The sequence below is a fragment of the Trinickia caryophylli genome (assembly GCF_034424545.1).
In the GTDB taxonomy this organism is placed as follows: Bacteria; Pseudomonadota; Gammaproteobacteria; order Burkholderiales; family Burkholderiaceae; genus Trinickia; species Trinickia caryophylli.
Window position 1 is genome coordinate 2966000 of sequence record NZ_CP139970.1, and the last position, 15264, is coordinate 2981263.

At 66.4% G+C, this 15264-nt stretch carries 12 protein-coding genes; 4 read left to right on the top strand and 8 right to left on the bottom strand.

From position 1 onward, the window contains the following. Window positions 1-26: 26 nt before the first annotated feature. Window positions 27-830, top strand: coding sequence for a CoxG family protein (locus U0034_RS13405; RefSeq protein ID WP_085228073.1), 804 nt, complete (start codon window positions 27-29; stop codon window positions 828-830). Between the two features lie 59 nt (window positions 831-889). Here the strand turns inward: U0034_RS13405 and U0034_RS13410 are convergent, their stop codons facing one another. Beyond that, entirely contained in the window at window positions 890-1564 is a 675-nt protein-coding gene (locus tag U0034_RS13410; protein WP_085228136.1) for a TetR family transcriptional regulator, read from the bottom strand. Window positions 1565-1998: 434 nt separating this feature from the next. Here U0034_RS13410 and U0034_RS13415 point away from each other — a divergent pair, with 434 nt between their 5' ends. From U0034_RS13415 to U0034_RS13425, 3 genes are read left to right on the top strand one after another with little or no spacing between them, the layout of a single operon-like run. Then, window positions 1999-3201 carry an efflux RND transporter periplasmic adaptor subunit gene (locus tag U0034_RS13415; RefSeq protein WP_085228074.1) on the top strand — a complete coding sequence of 401 codons (1203 nt, stop codon included), beginning with the start codon at window positions 1999-2001 and terminating at the stop codon, window positions 3199-3201. 18 nt (window positions 3202-3219) lie between these two features. Next, entirely contained in the window at window positions 3220-6462 is a 3243-nt protein-coding gene (locus U0034_RS13420; protein WP_085228075.1) for an efflux RND transporter permease subunit, read from the top strand. A gap of 7 nt (window positions 6463-6469) precedes the next feature. After that, a complete protein-coding gene (locus U0034_RS13425) occupies window positions 6470-7969 on the top strand; it encodes an efflux transporter outer membrane subunit (RefSeq protein ID WP_085228137.1) in 1500 nt (499 codons plus the stop codon). A 176-nt stretch (window positions 7970-8145) separates the two neighbouring features. Here U0034_RS13425 and U0034_RS13430 read toward each other — a convergent pair whose 3' ends face one another. The 7 genes from U0034_RS13430 to U0034_RS13460 all read right to left on the bottom strand — a co-directional run bounded on the left by U0034_RS13430 (window position 8146) and on the right by U0034_RS13460 (window position 15260). Continuing rightward, window positions 8146-9126 (bottom strand): TadG family pilus assembly protein, encoded by a 981-nt coding sequence (locus U0034_RS13430; protein WP_233212067.1) that lies wholly within the window; start codon window positions 9124-9126, stop codon window positions 8146-8148. 97 nt (window positions 9127-9223) lie between these two features. Continuing rightward, window positions 9224-9574: a TadE/TadG family type IV pilus assembly protein gene (locus U0034_RS13435; RefSeq protein WP_407702970.1), complete on the bottom strand. Its 351-nt coding sequence runs from the start codon at window positions 9572-9574 to the stop codon at window positions 9224-9226. Window positions 9575-9648: 74 nt separating this feature from the next. Next, complete coding sequence (locus U0034_RS13440; RefSeq protein ID WP_085228138.1) at window positions 9649-10500, bottom strand: tetratricopeptide repeat protein; 852 nt, start codon at window positions 10498-10500, stop codon at window positions 9649-9651. Window positions 10501-10595: 95 nt separating this feature from the next. Further along, window positions 10596-11477: a type II secretion system F family protein gene (locus U0034_RS13445; protein WP_233212071.1), complete on the bottom strand. Its 882-nt coding sequence runs from the start codon at window positions 11475-11477 to the stop codon at window positions 10596-10598. A 62-nt stretch (window positions 11478-11539) separates the two neighbouring features. Continuing rightward, window positions 11540-12529, bottom strand: a complete 990-nt coding sequence (locus U0034_RS13450; RefSeq protein ID WP_085228079.1) for a type II secretion system F family protein — start codon at window positions 12527-12529, stop codon at window positions 11540-11542. After that, window positions 12526-14043 carry a CpaF family protein gene (locus tag U0034_RS13455; RefSeq protein WP_085228139.1) on the bottom strand — a complete coding sequence of 506 codons (1518 nt, stop codon included), beginning with the start codon at window positions 14041-14043 and terminating at the stop codon, window positions 12526-12528. Before U0034_RS13455 ends, U0034_RS13450 begins: the two co-directional genes overlap by 4 nt. Further along, on the bottom strand, window positions 14043-15260 hold the full coding sequence (locus U0034_RS13460; RefSeq protein ID WP_085228080.1) for an AAA family ATPase: 1218 nt from the start codon (window positions 15258-15260) through the stop codon (window positions 14043-14045). The genes U0034_RS13455 and U0034_RS13460 overlap by 1 nt, the downstream gene beginning before the upstream one ends. Window positions 15261-15264 lie beyond the last annotated feature (4 nt).

The following is a 15264-nucleotide window of genomic DNA, read 5'->3' on the forward strand; positions in this document are numbered from 1 at the left end:
GGAGCTCGCCGGACCGAGGGACTGCCGTGGAACTGACCGACGCGCTGCACATCTCACTACGCCCCGCAGGCGTCGCACAGGCGCTTTGCGACAGTACGCTTGTGCGCGCGAGCCTCGAAAACTGCGATTCGTTCACGAAGCTGGCAAGCGGCGAGTACACGTTGACGCTGACGGTACCGGTCGGCCCGCTCCGTGCACGCTACGACGTTCGCGCACGCGTGACGAGCAGCGATGCATCGTCGCCCGACGGCGCCCCCGCCGGGTTGCACTGGACCGTCAACTTCAAGGCGACCGCTGCGGGCGTCGGGGCGTTGCGGGGGCAGGTGGAGGTGGTGCTCGGCAGCGGTGCGTCGGGCAATGAGTCCGGTAACGCTCGCGGTAATGATGCCGATCTCGACGCAGGCAGCCTGGAGGCGAACGACACGCGCGTCGACTATGCGATCTGGGCAACGTTGACGGGCCCGCTCGCCGAGCTGCCCCCGCGCCAGATCGAGCAGGCGCTCCATGGGCTCGCGGAAGATTTTTTCGCCGAGTTCGGCGCGGTGGTCGAGGCCAAGTACGGCCGGGCCCCGAACCGCGCCCGGCCGGCGGGGCAGGCCCGGCGGCGGCACGTCTTCCTGCGGCCGATCAGCCTTGCCGGCGCCTCGCGCCGTTCGTCCCAAGACGACGCCTCCGACCTCGCTGGCCACCGATCGGGTGCTGCTTTTCTTGGTCACCGCGAAGCCGTCAGGCCCGATAGACCCACGTCGCAGCCGATGCCGCTCTGGCTGTGGGCGATCGTGATCGCCGTCGTCGCGCTCGTGCTCTACGCTTTTCATCGGTTGCAATAGCGGGACAATAGCAATAGCGTGACGAGGTGCGACGTGCGCTGCGGCTGCTCGCGACGGCTTCAATGCGCGGGCTCCGCGGGCGCTTGCAGGCCGTGCTCGCCGCGCTTGCCGCCGCGAAGGGCGGTTGCCGTTCGCAGCGTTTCGATGCAGGCCTCGACGAACGCGTCGGCCTGGGCCGCATAGTCGATCGACGGCGGCATCATCAGCGCGTCGCGCAGGCAGCCGCCGATGAACGCATGCACGAAGAGCGCCGCGCGCTGAGTATCGAGATCGGCCGGCAACTGGCCGACCTCGATGGCGAGCCGCAAGTCCGTGCCGATCTTGCCGATACCCTCTTCCATGCTCGTCTGATGGCGCGCCTTGACGGGCCCCATTTCGTCGACGAACTCGCATTTGAGAAAAAGGATGTCGAACACCCGCCGCCGCCGTGGATCGGTCGTCACGGCGCGCAGGCACCATTTGAGCTTGTCCGCCAGCCCGCGCAGCGGGTCCACGGGCTGCCCGCGTTCCTCGGCGAGTTCATCGAGCGGCAGCAACACCCGGTCGAACATGGCCGTGAACAGTTCCCCTTTGTTTGCGAAGTGCCAGTAGATGGCGCCGCGCGTGACGCCCGCCGCCGCGGCGATGTCGGCCAGCGACGTGCGCGACACCCCCTTGTCGTGGAAAACCTGCTCCGCCGCATCGAGGATGCGGTTGCGCGTCTCGCGCGCTTCTTCCTTCGTTCGTCTCGCCATGTTGCCTGCCCGCATCAGGGGCGCTCGTCTGTCTATTAATGCGGTTGTAAGCGTCGGACCGCTCGAATCATCGTTTACGGCGCGTTACAAAAGCCGATTTTTGCCACTGGCTGTCATTTCGCGCAACGAAAAGCTTTTACATACATCTGCGAATGTATATACAATACCGGTTCGCTTTTGAATGGTCCAGACGGGATTGCCGGTAATATCCGTCACTGACCGTCGGTGGCCCGCGCTCCCGAGCGGCTTTCGCTCGTTTTTACCTGTTTGCGCGCCGCACGACGGATCTCCCGGTCCGACTGCCGAGCCTGTGGGCGGCCGGCCGTTCGCCATGTACCTGTCGGCGTTCATCAAGCTTTTGTCGCACCGCGCGCCCCGTGGGGATGGGGTATCGCGGGACTACTTGTTCCCAGTCATTGACCAGAGGTCGCTCCATGCGTGTCGAACCGGTTCCTCTTCGCCTAATCAGTGTCGCGACGGCTGCCGTGCTCCTTGCAGCGTGCGGACAAAAACAATCGGCGCCGCCGCAGCAGACGCCCGAGGTCGGTGTCGTCACCGTGCAGACCAGCGCCGTGCCGGTCGTCACCGAACTGCCGGGCCGCACGAATGCCTTCCTCGTGGCACAGGTGCGCGCACGCGTGGACGGCATCGTCCTGCGCCGCGAGTTTACGGAAGGCAGCGAAGTGAAGGCGGGCCAGCGTCTTTACAAGATAGACCCGGCGCCTTACATCGCCTCGCTCAATAGCGCGAAGGCGGCACTCGCCAAGGCCGAGGCCAATCTCGCCAGCACGACGGCGCAGGCCGAACGCTACAAGGTGCTCGTGGCGGCGAACGCCGTCAGCAAACAGGACTACGACAACGCGGTGGCGTCGCAGAAGCAGGCGGCGGCGGATGTCGGGTCCGCCAAGGCATCGGTCGACACGGCGCAGATCAATCTCGGCTACACGGACGTGGTGGCGCCGATCACCGGGCGCACGGGCGTCTCGCAAGTGACGCCGGGCGCCTATGTGCAGGCGAGCGCGGCCACGCTGATGGACACGATCCAGCAGCTCGACCCCGTCTACGTCGACCTTACGCAGTCGAGCCTCGACGGGCTGAAGCTGCGCCGCGAGATCCAAGCCGGCCGCCTGAAGACGAACGGGCCCGGCGCCGCGAAGGTCTCGCTGATCCTCGAGGACGGCCAGACCTATTCCGAGAAGGGCAAGCTGCAATTCACCGACGTCACCGTCGATCAGTCGACCGGCTCCGTCACGCTGCGCGCGATCTTCCCGAACCCGAACCGCGTGCTGCTGCCGGGCATGTTCGTGCGTGCGCGCATCGAGGAAGGCGTGAACGACCAGGCGATGCTCGTGCCGCAGATCGGCGTCACGCATGACCAGAAAGGCCAGGCCACGGCGCTCGTGGTCGGTGCCGACGGCAAGGTGGGCGTGCGTCCGCTCGTGACCTCCGGCATGCGCGGACCGGACTGGATCGTCGACAGCGGGCTGAATCCGGGCGACCGCGTGATCGTCCAGGGCACCGAGAAAGTTCGCCCGGGCATGCCGGTGAAGGCCGTGCCGGCCAATCTATCCGCGGCGGCCGGCGGCGCGTCCGCCCCGCAGGCGGCGTCGGCGGCCAAGCCGGCGTCGGGCGCGTAACAGAGGGGAGCCCCTTACATGGCCAAGTTTTTTATCGATCGCCCCATCTTTGCATGGGTTATCGCGATCATCCTGATGCTCGCCGGCATCGCGTCGATCTTCAATCTGCCGATTTCGCAGTATCCGACGATCGCGCCGCCGTCGATCCAAATCAGCGCGAGCTACCCCGGCGCTTCGGCCAAGACGGTCGAAGACACGGTGACGCAGGTGATCGAGCAGCAAATGAGCGGTCTCGATCACTTCCTGTACATGTCATCGACGAGCGACGACTCGGGCACGGCGACGATCACGCTCACCTTCGCGCCGGGCACGAACCCGGATATCGCGCAGGTGCAGGTGCAAAACAAGCTGTCGCTCGCCACGCCGCTCCTGCCGACGGTGGTGCAGCAGTTGGGCATCAAGGTCACGAAGTCGAGCAGCAGCTTCCTGCTCGTGCTGGCCTTCGTGTCCGAAGACGGCAGCATGAACCGGTACGACCTCGCGAACTACGTCGCGTCGAACATCCAGGATCCGATCAGCCGGCAAAACGGCGTGGGTACCGTGACGCTGTTCGGCTCGCAGTACTCCATGCGGGTCTGGCTCGATCCGACCAAGCTCACGAGCTATAGCCTCACGCCGTCGGACGTCTCGACCGCGCTCACGGCGCAGAACGTGCAGATCGCGGGCGGCGCGCTGGGCGGCACGCCGGCGGTGCCGGGCCAGATGCTGCAGGCCACCGTCACGGAGCAGACGCTGCTGCGCACGCCGGCCGAATTCGGCAACGTGCTGCTGAAGGTCAATACGGACGGCTCGCAGGTGCGACTGAAGGACGTGGCGCGCATCGAACTCGGTGCCGAGACGTACAACTTCGACACGAAGTACAACGGCCAGCCCTCGGCCGCGATGGGGATTCAGCTTGCCACGGGTGCCAATGCGCTGCAGACGGCGAAGAACGTGCGCGCGAAGATCGACGAGTTGTCGCGCTACTTCCCTCACGGGCTCGTGGTGAAGTATCCGTATGACACGACCCCGTTCGTGCGGCTCTCGATCGAGGAAGTGATCAAGACGCTGCTCGAAGGCATCGTGCTCGTCTTCCTCGTGATGTATCTGTTCCTGCAGAACCTGCGGGCCACGCTGATTCCGACGATCGCCGTGCCTGTGGTGCTGCTCGGCACGTTCGCGATCATGAACGCGGTCGGGTTCTCGATCAACGTGCTGTCGATGTTCGGCCTCGTGCTGGCCATCGGTCTGCTCGTGGACGATGCCATCGTGGTCGTGGAGAACGTCGAGCGGGTGATGTCGGAGGAAGGGCTCTCGCCACGAGAGGCGACGAGAAAGGCGATGGGGCAGATCACGGGCGCGCTCGTTGGCGTGGCGCTGGTGCTGTCCGCGGTGTTCGTGCCGGTGGCGATGTCGAGCGGCTCGGTCGGCGCCATCTATCGGCAGTTCTCGCTGACGATCGTCTCGGCGATGGTGCTGTCGGTGCTTGTGGCGCTGGTGCTTACGCCGGCGCTGTGCGCGACGATCCTCAAGCCGATTCCGGCGGACCATCACGAAGAGAAGAAGGGCTTCTTCGGCTGGTTCAACCGCACGTTCGACACGAGCCGCGAGCGGTATGGCAGCGGCGTGCACCACGTGATCCGACGCTCGGGCCGCTGGCTCGTCATCTATCTGGCCGTGATCGTCGCGGTGGGTCTGCTTTTCGTGCGCCTGCCTAAATCGTTCCTGCCCGACGAAGACCAGGGGCTCATGTTCGTGATCGTGCAGACGCCCACGGGCTCGACGCAGGAGACGACGGGCAAGACGCTCGCGAACATTACGGATTACCTGCTCAAGCAGGAGGGTTCGCTCGTCGAATCGGTGTTCACGGTGAACGGCTTCAGTTTCGCCGGGCGTGGTCAGAACTCCGGTCTCGCGTTCGTGCGCCTGAAGGACTACGGCCAGCGTCAGGGCGCCGACCAGAAGGTGCAGGCAGTCATCCAGCGCATGTTCATGCACTACTCGGGCTACAAGGACGCGATGGTCATTCCGTTCAACCCGCCGTCGATTCCCGAGCTGGGCACAGCCTCGGGCTTCGACTTCGAGCTGACGGACAATGCTGGCCTCGGTCACGATACGCTGATGGCGGCACGCAACCAGTTGCTCGGCATGGCCGCGCAGGATCCGACGCTCGCGCTCGTGCGCCCGAACGGCCTGAACGACACACCGCAGTTCAAGATCGACGTGGACCGCGAGAAGGCCTATGCGCTCGGTGTGACGCCGGACGTGATCGACAACGCGTTCTCGATCGCCTGGGCGTCGAAGTACGTGAACAACTTCCTCGATACCGACAACCGGATCAAGAAGGTCTACCTGCAAGGCGACGCGCCGTTCCGCATGAAGCCGGAAGACCTCTCCTACTGGTATGTGCGCAACACGTCGGGGACGATGGTGCCGTTCACCGCGTTTGCCTCGGGGCACTGGACGTTCGGTTCGCCGAAGCTCGAGCGCTACAACGGCGTGGCCTCGGTCGAAATCCAGGGGCAGGCGGCGGCAGGCAAGAGTACGGGCCAGGCGATGACGGCGATGCAGCAGCTCGCGGCGAAGCTGCCGAAGGGCATCGGCTACTCTTGGACGGGGCTCTCGCTTCAGGAAATCCAGTCCGGCTCGCAGGCGCCGATCCTTTATGGCATCTCGATCCTGGTCGTGTTCCTGTGTCTGGCGGCGCTTTATGAGAGCTGGTCGATTCCGTTCTCGGTGATCATGGTGGTGCCGCTCGGCGTGATCGGCGCGTTGATCGCCGCGACACTGCGCGGCCTCGAGAACGACGTGTTCTTCCAGGTCGGCCTGTTGACGACGGTGGGCTTGTCGGCGAAGAACGCGATTCTGATCGTCGAGTTCGCACGGGAGTTGCAGCGCAATGAAGGCATGGGACCGGTGGAAGCGGCGCTCGAAGCTTCCCGGCTGCGGCTGCGCCCGATCCTGATGACGTCGCTCGCGTTCATTCTGGGTGTGCTGCCGCTCGCCATCAGCAACGGCGCGGGCTCGGCCAGCCAGCACGCGATCGGTACAGGCGTGATCGGCGGGATGCTGACGGCGACGTTCCTCGCGATCTTCTTCATCCCGATGTTCTTCGTGGTCGTGCGGGCGAAGTTCTCGGGCGAGAAAGAGGATCCGGATACCGCGGCGCGTCTGGCCAAGGAGCACCATTCGCACCCGGCGCCGGGTGCCGCGCGTGACGGGCACGGCGGCAATGACGGCGATGGCAACGGCAACGGCGGCTCGGGCAAGGAAGGACAGTGACATGCAGATGCGAAACCATTCCCTGATTGCGGTCGCGGTCGCGATATTCGCGGCGGGCTGCTCGTTTCAGCCGAAGTACGAACGCCCGGCCGCGCCGGTGGCCGGCGCCTTCCCGAGTTCGGGCGTGTACGCCACCCAGCCGGCGGCCGAGCCTGGCCGCAGCGCCGGGGGGCTCGCCGCGTCCGATATCGGCTGGCGCAACTTCTTCGCCGACGAACGGCTGCAGCGGCTCATCGACATCGCGTTGAAGAACAACCGCGGTCTGCGCGTGTCGGTGCTCAACGTCGAGGCGGCGCGTGCGCAGTACCGGATCACGCGCGCCGGGTTGTTCCCGACGATCGATGCCGTAGGCGAGAAGAGCGTCACGCGTACGCCGAAGAACCTCACGTTCGCGGGCCAGACGATCTCGAATCAATACCAGGTCGGCCTCAATACGTCGTGGGAGATCGATTTCTGGGGGCGCATCCGCAGCCTGAAGGACCAGGCGCTCGAGCAGTACCTCTCGACGGCGCAGGCGCGCAAGGCGGCCGAGATCTCGCTCGTCTCGCAGGTGGCCGACGAGTATCTGCAGGTGCTCGCCTACGACGATCTGCTGAAGGTGACGGAAGGCACGCTGAAGACGGCGCAGGACTCGTACGATCTGACGAAGCTGCAGTTCGACAACGGTACGGGTTCCGAACTCGATTTGCGGCAGGCCGAGACGGTGCTCGAGCAGGCGCGGGCGAACCGCGAGGCCGAGGCGCGGCTGCGCGCGCAGGCCGAAAACGCTCTCGTGCTGCTGATCGGGCAGCCGTTGCCTGACGATCTGCCTGCCGGGCGCACGCTCGGCGAGCAGGGGCTGCTCGCCGACATCCCCGCCGGCTTGCCGTCCGATTTGCTCGCGCGCCGGCCCGACATCATGGAGGCCGAGGCAACGCTGCGCGCGGCGAACGCGAACATCGGTGCAGCACGCGCGGCGTTTTTTCCGAAGATTTCGCTGACGGGCTCGTTCGGCACGGCGAGCCCGACGCTCGGCGGGCTCTTCAAGCCGGGGCAGGCCGCGTGGAGCTTTACGCCGGACATCACATTGCCGATCTTCGAGGGCGGGCAGAACATCGCGAATCTGGATTACGCGAACATTCAAAAGCGCATCGAGGTCGCGAATTACGAGAAAGCGATTCAATCGGCGTTTCGCGACGTGGCCGATGGCCTTGCGGCGCGCAGCACGTATGACGCTCAGATTTCGGCACTCGAGCGCAATACGTTTGCCGAGCAGCGCGCGTTCGACCTTTCGCAATTGCGCTACAAGAACGGCGTCGACAGCTATCTGCAGGTGCTGACCGCGCAGACGAATCTCTATTCGGCACAGCAGTCGCTCATCAACGCACGCGTGGCGAGGCTCACGAACCTCGTCGATCTTTACGTTGCGCTGGGAGGCGGATGGCTGCAGCAGACGGGCGAGGCGCCGCGGGCCGCCGATGCGCCGGCCGATTATGGTTCGGATGCGAAGGCGGCGCCGGCGAGTTGATTGGCGCTGATCGTGTCGCTTCTCATTGCGTCTGACGGCGGGCCTTGCGCCCGCTTTTTTTTATACCGCTGAATGAAGCCGCTGAGACGTTCAAACCGATATTGGCGTATGCCGATGCACGAGGAATCTGAGGGCTGCTGACGGGAAAGTCGTTCGAGTCGACACTTGCCGCGCCCCTACAACGCCAACCGCGGCGCAACGTAAGCCCCATAAGCCGGCCCGGCCCCCGACGCCTGCGTTGGAATCCGATACCCCCCGACGAAGTGGCCGAGGATGTACTTGTCGTTGGCGCCGTACGAGGCATCGACATGAAACGCCGCGAACGCCACGATCGGCACATAGCTTTTACTGTCGATCTGCTCCGCCACGGGCACGACGACCGTCGAGCCGACCGGAACCGACGAATAAACGGTGTCCTTGACGCCAGGCTCGATCCAGATACTGTCTCCGATGGAGAGCGGCGTGGGGTTGCCGTTCTGAATCAGCCCGCGCACCGTCGTCACGTCGTCGGCATTGATGAGAAAAGAGGTCCATTGCCCGGCGCTGCACGAATCGCGATAAAGCTGGCCGTTGCCGATCTGAAACTCGTAAGCCTGCCCCGTCGAAGGATCGATCGTCGGCTCGCCCGCCGCCGAGTCCCAGTAGTTGTCGAGCACGCACTTGTTGATGACGACCGGAAAGAGCCCGCCCGCATCGACCGTGGACGGTGCGGCTGCCACGGCAACCGCCGTCGCCGCAGCCGGCGCCGAGAGCAGGTCGAGAAAGCCGCCCATCAGCAGCGAGACGGCTCCGCCGTTTTGCGTGTCGCCGCGCACGATCGTGACCTGCACGGCCGGCGCATCGTAGAGCGATGGCGTTATCGTCGTCGACTGCAGCGACGCCGGCGCACCCGTCAGGTTCCAATAGCCGGTCCGGATGTCGGCGCTCGCGGGTACCACGCCATCGATCTTGTTGAGCGGCAGCGCACCTTGCGCGGCACTGGCCGAATCGGCCCACGCCGGCCCGCTCGCCCCCCCCGTGAGGCGGGCCGCGCCGGTGAGTGCCGCCGCATCGGCGGCATTCTGAAGCTCGTTGCGCACCGTCGCCACGCGCGGCAGATCGACCGCGAATGCGCCGAACGTCAGCAAGATCGCGACAAGAAAAAGAAACCAGAGCACGACCGAGCCGCGCTCGCGTCTTCGCGAACGCGAACGCGAGCGCGAGCGCGGGCAAGACCGCCATCGCAGCGGTGCACGTGCAGGTCGCGGCCCCCGCTCATTCATAGTTCATCACCGCGGTGGCACTGATCGTCACAGGCCCCGTGAGCGCACTGAACGCCGCGCCCAGCACGAGGCCCTCATAGGTGTAGTCGACGGTCACTTTCAGGGGATCGCCCGGCGCCGTGCCGCTCGACTGATCGACCGTGACGGCCGGCGTGGTGGCCGTGCCGCCCGTGACGAGGTTGTCTTGCGCGTAGCCGAGCGCGACGTTCCTGATAGCGTCCGCGGCGAGCTGCGGCACGCGTACGACCACTCCCGCGCGCGCTGCCTCGCGTGCCGCGTTTGTGATGACGGCCTTGTCGCACAACAGGAGGCTCGCGTCGACGATGCCGAAGAGCAGCGTCATCAGAAACGGGAAGACGAGCACGAACTCGAGCGCAACGACGCCGCGTTCGTTCGCGGCCAAGCGGGCCAGCGCTTTCACTCGGCACCTCCGGAAGAAGGTACGCCACCGGGCGCGGGCACCGGCGCGATCCGGGCGGCGCCGTCGCCGCCGGTGGCCGCCAGGCGCTCGCGCACGTTCCGGTAGAACTGCAGATTGTCTTCGGCCGATGCGGCCGGCAAGTCCGCGACGAGTATGCGCTTGGCTGCTTCGCTGTTGCCGAGCAACCCGTAAGCGAGCGCGAGGTTTTGCCGTGCTTGCGCGGGGGCATCGGGCAGGCTTGCGATATCGAGCAGCACGTTGGCGCCCTCGCGCGGCGCGCGGGCAAGGATCAGCGAGAGTCCGAGATCGGCCTTGAGCCCGTGCGCCTCGGGATGGCGTTCGAGCGCGGCGCGATAGACAGCCTGTGCCGCGGCGTGCCGCCCCTGCAGATCGAGCGCCGTGCCGAGCCCCTCGGCGGCGGCTACGTTGTCGGGTTGCGCCGAGACGAGCACGCGGTAACGCGTCACGGCATCGTCGAGGTGCCGCTCGCGCAGCGCGACGCGGGCGAGCCCGAGTTGCGCGCGCGCATCGCCGGGCGACGCGCCGGCCACGCGCCGATAGAGCACGCCCGCGCGCGCGAGGTCGCCCGTTTCGTACATCGCGTCGGCAAGGCCGAGCTGCGCCACGAGCGAACGCGGATCGGCCTTCAGCGCCCTTTCGAAGAGCGAAATTGCGAGCTGCATGTCGCCGCTTTCGAGTGCGGTCTCGGCAATGCGCAGATCGGTCGTATTCTCGGCGCCGCGCTGCGAAAGGACAGGGCGCGTCTCGAGCTTCGCGCCGCTCGCACAGCCGGTTGCGAGTAAAGCCGCCCCGAGCGGCACGAGGCAGGCCAGCGCGAGCGCGCGCATCCGCGCGGCCGAAATTGCAATGAGCGCGGCGGGCGCTACACGAGGGGGCTTCATGAAAGCATTCTCCTGGATCCTGGATGTCCGGCGCACCATCGTCAATGACGGAATACGGCGATGAGGCGGATGACGGCCGGCCCCGCGGCGATCAGCGCGACGGTCGGCATGATGAAGAGCATCATCGGCAGCGTCATCTTCGGCGCGAGCTTGGCGGCCTTTTCCTCGAGGGCGATGATCTGCATGGCGCGTTCGGTGCGTGAAAGCATGCGCAGCGAGTGAGTGATCGGCGTGCCGTACTGCTGCGACTGCACGAGCGTCGTCACGAGTGCGCGCATCGACGGTAGTCCGATACGCGCGGCCATCGCATTGAGCGCATGCGCACTGTCGCCGCCAATGCGAAGCTCGTCGGCCGTGACGGAGAATTCGTCGGCAAGGGCCGGGCAGATCGTGCGCAGCTCGGCCGCGACGCGCTTGATGGCGACGACGAGGCTGTTGCCCGCGTTGGTGCAGATGACGAGCAGATCGAGCGCGTCGGGCAGTGCCGCGGCGATCGCCTTTTGGCGTCGGCGGATCGCGAAAGCGATCGCATACTCGGGCAGCATCATGCCGATGACGAATGCGCCGGCCATCATCAGCAAGCGGAAGAAGAAGTACGTGCCGATGCGGGGCACGTGCACCCCGAGGACGATGGCGCCGAGTGCGAGGCATGCGCCGACGACGAGCTTCGTGCCGACGACCACGGCCACCGCACGCCGCTCGCGAAAGCCGGCGCCGGCAAGCCGCATGGCGAGCTTGGCGCGTTCCTCGGCATCGACGATCGGCATGTGTTCGCCGAGCGTCGCCACGCGGCGCGCCAGGCGTTGCGGTACGGTTTTCGTGCCCGCATTGCCGCGCGCCGCGGCCTCGGCCGCGCTGCGCGCGACGCCCTGGCGCAGGCGTTGGCCGATCCGTGCGCGCGTGCCCGTGCCGCGCAGCACCATCCACAGCGTGCCGAAAACGAGCAGGCCGACGAGCGAAGCGTCGCGCCAGAAGTCGGTGGCCATCATCGTGACGTGTCCAGGTTGGAGATCTTGCGGATCAGCAGCAGGCCGATCGTGAGCAGCACGGCGGCGAGCGTGAGCATCTTGTGGCCCGCGCGCGTGTTGAACAGCAGCGCAACGTAGGGCCGGTTCACCACCGAGAGAAAGGCCATGATCGCGAACGGCACGGCCGAGATGATTTTGCTGGCGATGCGGCCCTCGGCCGTGAGCGCTTTTGTCTTCGCGCGAATGTCGCGCCGCGAGCGTACGATGCCGGCAAGGTTCTCGAGCGTATCGGCCAGATTGCCCCCCGTTTCGCGCTGCAGAATCAAGCAGACGGTGAAAAACGAGAAATCGGCAAGCTGCAGCCGGCGAGCCGCCTGCTCGAGCACTTCCTTCACTTCGGCGCCGACGAGCAGCGCATCGCCCATCGTGCGGAATGTCGAGCGCACGGGCTCCTCCGCTTCGACGCCGGCCGTGCAGATCGCCTGCACGGCCGGTATGCCGGCGCGCACCGCGCGAATGATGAGGTCGAGGGTATCGGGAAACACGGACAGAAAGCGCAGCTTGAAGCGCGCAACGAGCCAGCCATAGGTACTGCGCGCGGCAACGAGACTTGCGACGGCGGGCAGCACTACGCGCAATACGAGCGCGAGCTGCAGCAACGATACGGCGGCGAGCGTGACGACGAAGGCAAGCGCGGCCGCGAGTGCAATCGTGCGCATGCCGCTGCGCCCGGCGACGGTGCGTACGCGCTCGCGCCAGGCCGCGAACCACGCCTGCCACGCTCCAGCGTCGCCGCGCGCACGCTCGAGACTGAAAAGCTGATGCTTCGAGGTCTTCTCGGGACGAGTGGATTTTGCCTCGCGTCTGTCGTCGCGCAGCGTGTCGATGCGTGCCTTGATCCGCGCATTGGGCCGCTGACGTGCGATCTCGCGCAGCGCGCGCACGAAGAGGCCCATCACGACGATCGCGAAGAACGAACCGGCGGCGACGATATCGGCGGGCGTCATGGCTGCATGGCCTCGATCAATGCATCCTCGAACCCGTAGTAGGCCGCGCGCTGCGCGAACGCGGGCCGCAGCGACGAGCATTCGAACGCGCCGTGCACCTGCTCGTCATAGGCGTTCGGGTTGAAGCGGAACGTGAAGAGATCCTGCGTGATGACGATGTCGCCTTCCATGCCCGAGATCTCGGTCACGCGCGTGACGCGGCGCACGCCGTCGCGCATGCGCTCCACCTGCAGGATCATGTGCACCGCGCTCGCGATCTGGCGCCGGATCGAGACGAGCGGCAGATTGCCGTTGGCCATCATGACCATGCTCTCCAGGCGTGTGATTGCATCGCGCGGCGTATTCGCGTGGATCGTCGTCATCGAGCCGTCGTGGCCCGTGTTCATCGCCTGCAGCACGTCGAACGCTTCGGTGCCGCGCGTCTCGCCGAGGATGATGCGGTCCGGGCGCATGCGCAGCGCGTTGCGCACGAGGTCGCGCTGCGAGATGCCGCCCAGGCCCTCGCTGTTTTCCGGCCGCGTCTCCAGGCTGACCACGTGCGGCTGTTGCAGCTGCAATTCGGCCGCGTCTTCGATCGTGACGATGCGCTCGTGCGAATCGATGAAGTTCGAGAGCGCGTTGAGCAGCGTCGTCTTGCCCGAGCCCGTGCCGCCCGAGATCACGATGTTCAGGCGGCAGGCACTGGCGATGCGCAGCACCTCCACCATCGCTGGCGAGATATTGCCTTGCTGCGCCATGCGCGCGAGCGTGATGTTGCGCTTGGCGAACTTGCGGATCGAAATCGATGCGCCGCGCAGCGCGATTGGCGGCAGCACGACGTTCACGCGGCTGCCGTCGGCGAGGCGCGCGTCGACCATCGGGCTGCTTTCGTCGACGCGGCGGCCCACCGCCGCCGCGATGCGCTGCGCCACGTTGACGACGTGCGCGTTGTCGCGGAACTTGAGCGGCGTGAGTTCGAGCTTGCCACTGCGCTCGGCGTAGATCTGATCGGGGCCGTTGACGAGAATGTCGGTCACGCGCTCGTCGGCGAGCAACGGCTCGATCGGACCCACGCCGAACATGTCGTTCACGATCTCGTCGACGATGAGCATCTGCTCCGCGAGCGTCAACGTCAGGCGATCGCGCACGATCGTATCGGCCGCGATCTGCTCGATGCCCTCGCGCACCTCGCTGCGCGACATCATCAGTGCGGCCGACATGTTCATCGACGCGAAGACGGCCTGCCGAATGGTCTTGAAGGTATCCGAACGTACGAGCGCTTCGTGTCGGTCGGCCGACGGCGCAGGCGCTGACGGGCCAGCCGGCGCGAGGGCGGCCGGCACGATAGGCGCGGCGGCAGGCGGCGTGGCCGGAGCCGCGCCGGGCGCGGGCAGGCATGCGCCGTCGTGCGCACCGGCATCGGCGCTCGCGTGCTCGGCCGATGCCGCTTGCTCCGTCGCGAGCGCCAGCTCCGTTTCGTCTTCGAGCCGGGCGTACGACGAGGAAGCCGGCATCTGATTGCGGCGGCCGAACATCATGGCTTCCTCCGTGCCGGCAGCAGCTTCTCGTACCAGCGCGCCGTGGGTGCGGCCACCGTGTCGCCGCCCGTCACCGCGTCGGCGAGCGAGACGACGGCTTGGGCGAAGCGCGAGCGCGAATCGGCGATCGGTTCGCCGAGGTTCTCGGCGAGAGCGAGCGCTTCCGGTTCATACGGGAACGGGTGAATCGACGCACGTGCCAGCGCATGCGTGAAATCGCCCGAGGCGACGCGCCCGCGCACGGGTGCCTGCGCTTCGTTGAGCAACACCGAGATCGCGGGGTCCGCGGGACGTCCTTCGGCGAAGCGGCACAGTCTTGTCGCCTCGCGGGCCGCATGGACCGAACGATCGGCGACGACGTGCACCATCGCGCAAGCGTCGAGCGCCTCGTCGGCCACAGCCCCGGCGCGCTGCGGCAGATCGAGCACGACGTAATGGAAATGATGCTTGAGCGCCGCCACGAGTTCGCCCACGGTGCCGGGCCGCACCGTAAAGTCGTTGTCGTAGGGCAACTCGGCACTCAATACGAAGAGCCGGTCGCTTTGGGCGACGACGGCCTGATTGATCAGTTGCTGATCGAGCCGCTGCGTGTTTTGCAGCAACTCCGTGAGGCCGTTGTTCGACGTGACGCCGAGCATCGAGGCGGCCGCGCCGCCGTACAGATCGAGATCGACATAGACGATGCGCCGCCGCGTCTTGTCGGCGAGGTGGCGTGCGAGCGCTGTGGCGATCGAAGTCACGCCGACTCCGCCGCGCGCGCCCACGAAGCCGAGTGCCTTGCCCGTGCGCGCGGCGGCGGATGGGTCGGTCGATGCGAGTGCGCGCTGCACGAGCTCGACGGTCAGCGGCTTGACGAGATAGTCGTGCACGCCGATGCGCAGCAGGCTGCGATAGAGCCCCACATCGTTGCGCTCGCCGACGACGACCACCGTTACCGACGGATCGACGACCTCGGCGAGCCGCATCAGATCGGATACGGGCATTGCGCTCGCCGACACATCGACGAGCAGATGACGCGGCGCGCGCGCGGCGTTGCGCATCAGCTCGATCGCATCGTCCAGCGTGCCGCGCGCGACATAGGCATTCGCGATACCCTGATCGAGCAGGAGGTTGTTCACGACTTCCTCGCTGCCCGCATCGGCGAGCATGGCGACGAGCCGGTCCGCCGCGGGCGGCGCCGCGCGTCTCGTTACGTTGAAGTCCAGGGCACCCATGGTC

Coding starts and splice junctions, on each gene's coding strand:
- U0034_RS13410 (WP_085228136.1), bottom strand. CDS start 1,564: ATGGCGAGACGAACGAAGGAAGAAGCGCGCGAGACGCGCAACCGCATC.
- U0034_RS13415 (WP_085228074.1), top strand. CDS start 1,999: ATGCGTGTCGAACCGGTTCCTCTTCGCCTAATCAGTGTCGCGACGGCT.
- U0034_RS13420 (WP_085228075.1), top strand. CDS start 3,220: ATGGCCAAGTTTTTTATCGATCGCCCCATCTTTGCATGGGTTATCGCG.
- U0034_RS13425 (WP_085228137.1), top strand. CDS start 6,470: ATGCGAAACCATTCCCTGATTGCGGTCGCGGTCGCGATATTCGCGGCG.
- U0034_RS13435 (WP_407702970.1), bottom strand. CDS start 9,574: ATGACGCTGCTCTTCGGCATCGTCGACGCGAGCCTCCTGTTGTGCGAC.
- U0034_RS13440 (WP_085228138.1), bottom strand. CDS start 10,500: ATGCGCGCGCTCGCGCTGGCCTGCCTCGTGCCGCTCGGGGCGGCTTTA.
- U0034_RS13445 (WP_233212071.1), bottom strand. CDS start 11,477: ATGGTGCTGCGCGGCACGGGCACGCGCGCACGGATCGGCCAACGCCTG.
- U0034_RS13450 (WP_085228079.1), bottom strand. CDS start 12,529: ATGACGCCCGCCGATATCGTCGCCGCCGGTTCGTTCTTCGCGATCGTC.
- U0034_RS13455 (WP_085228139.1), bottom strand. CDS start 14,043: ATGTTCGGCCGCCGCAATCAGATGCCGGCTTCCTCGTCGTACGCCCGG.
- U0034_RS13460 (WP_085228080.1), bottom strand. CDS start 15,260: ATGGGTGCCCTGGACTTCAACGTAACGAGACGCGCGGCGCCGCCCGCG.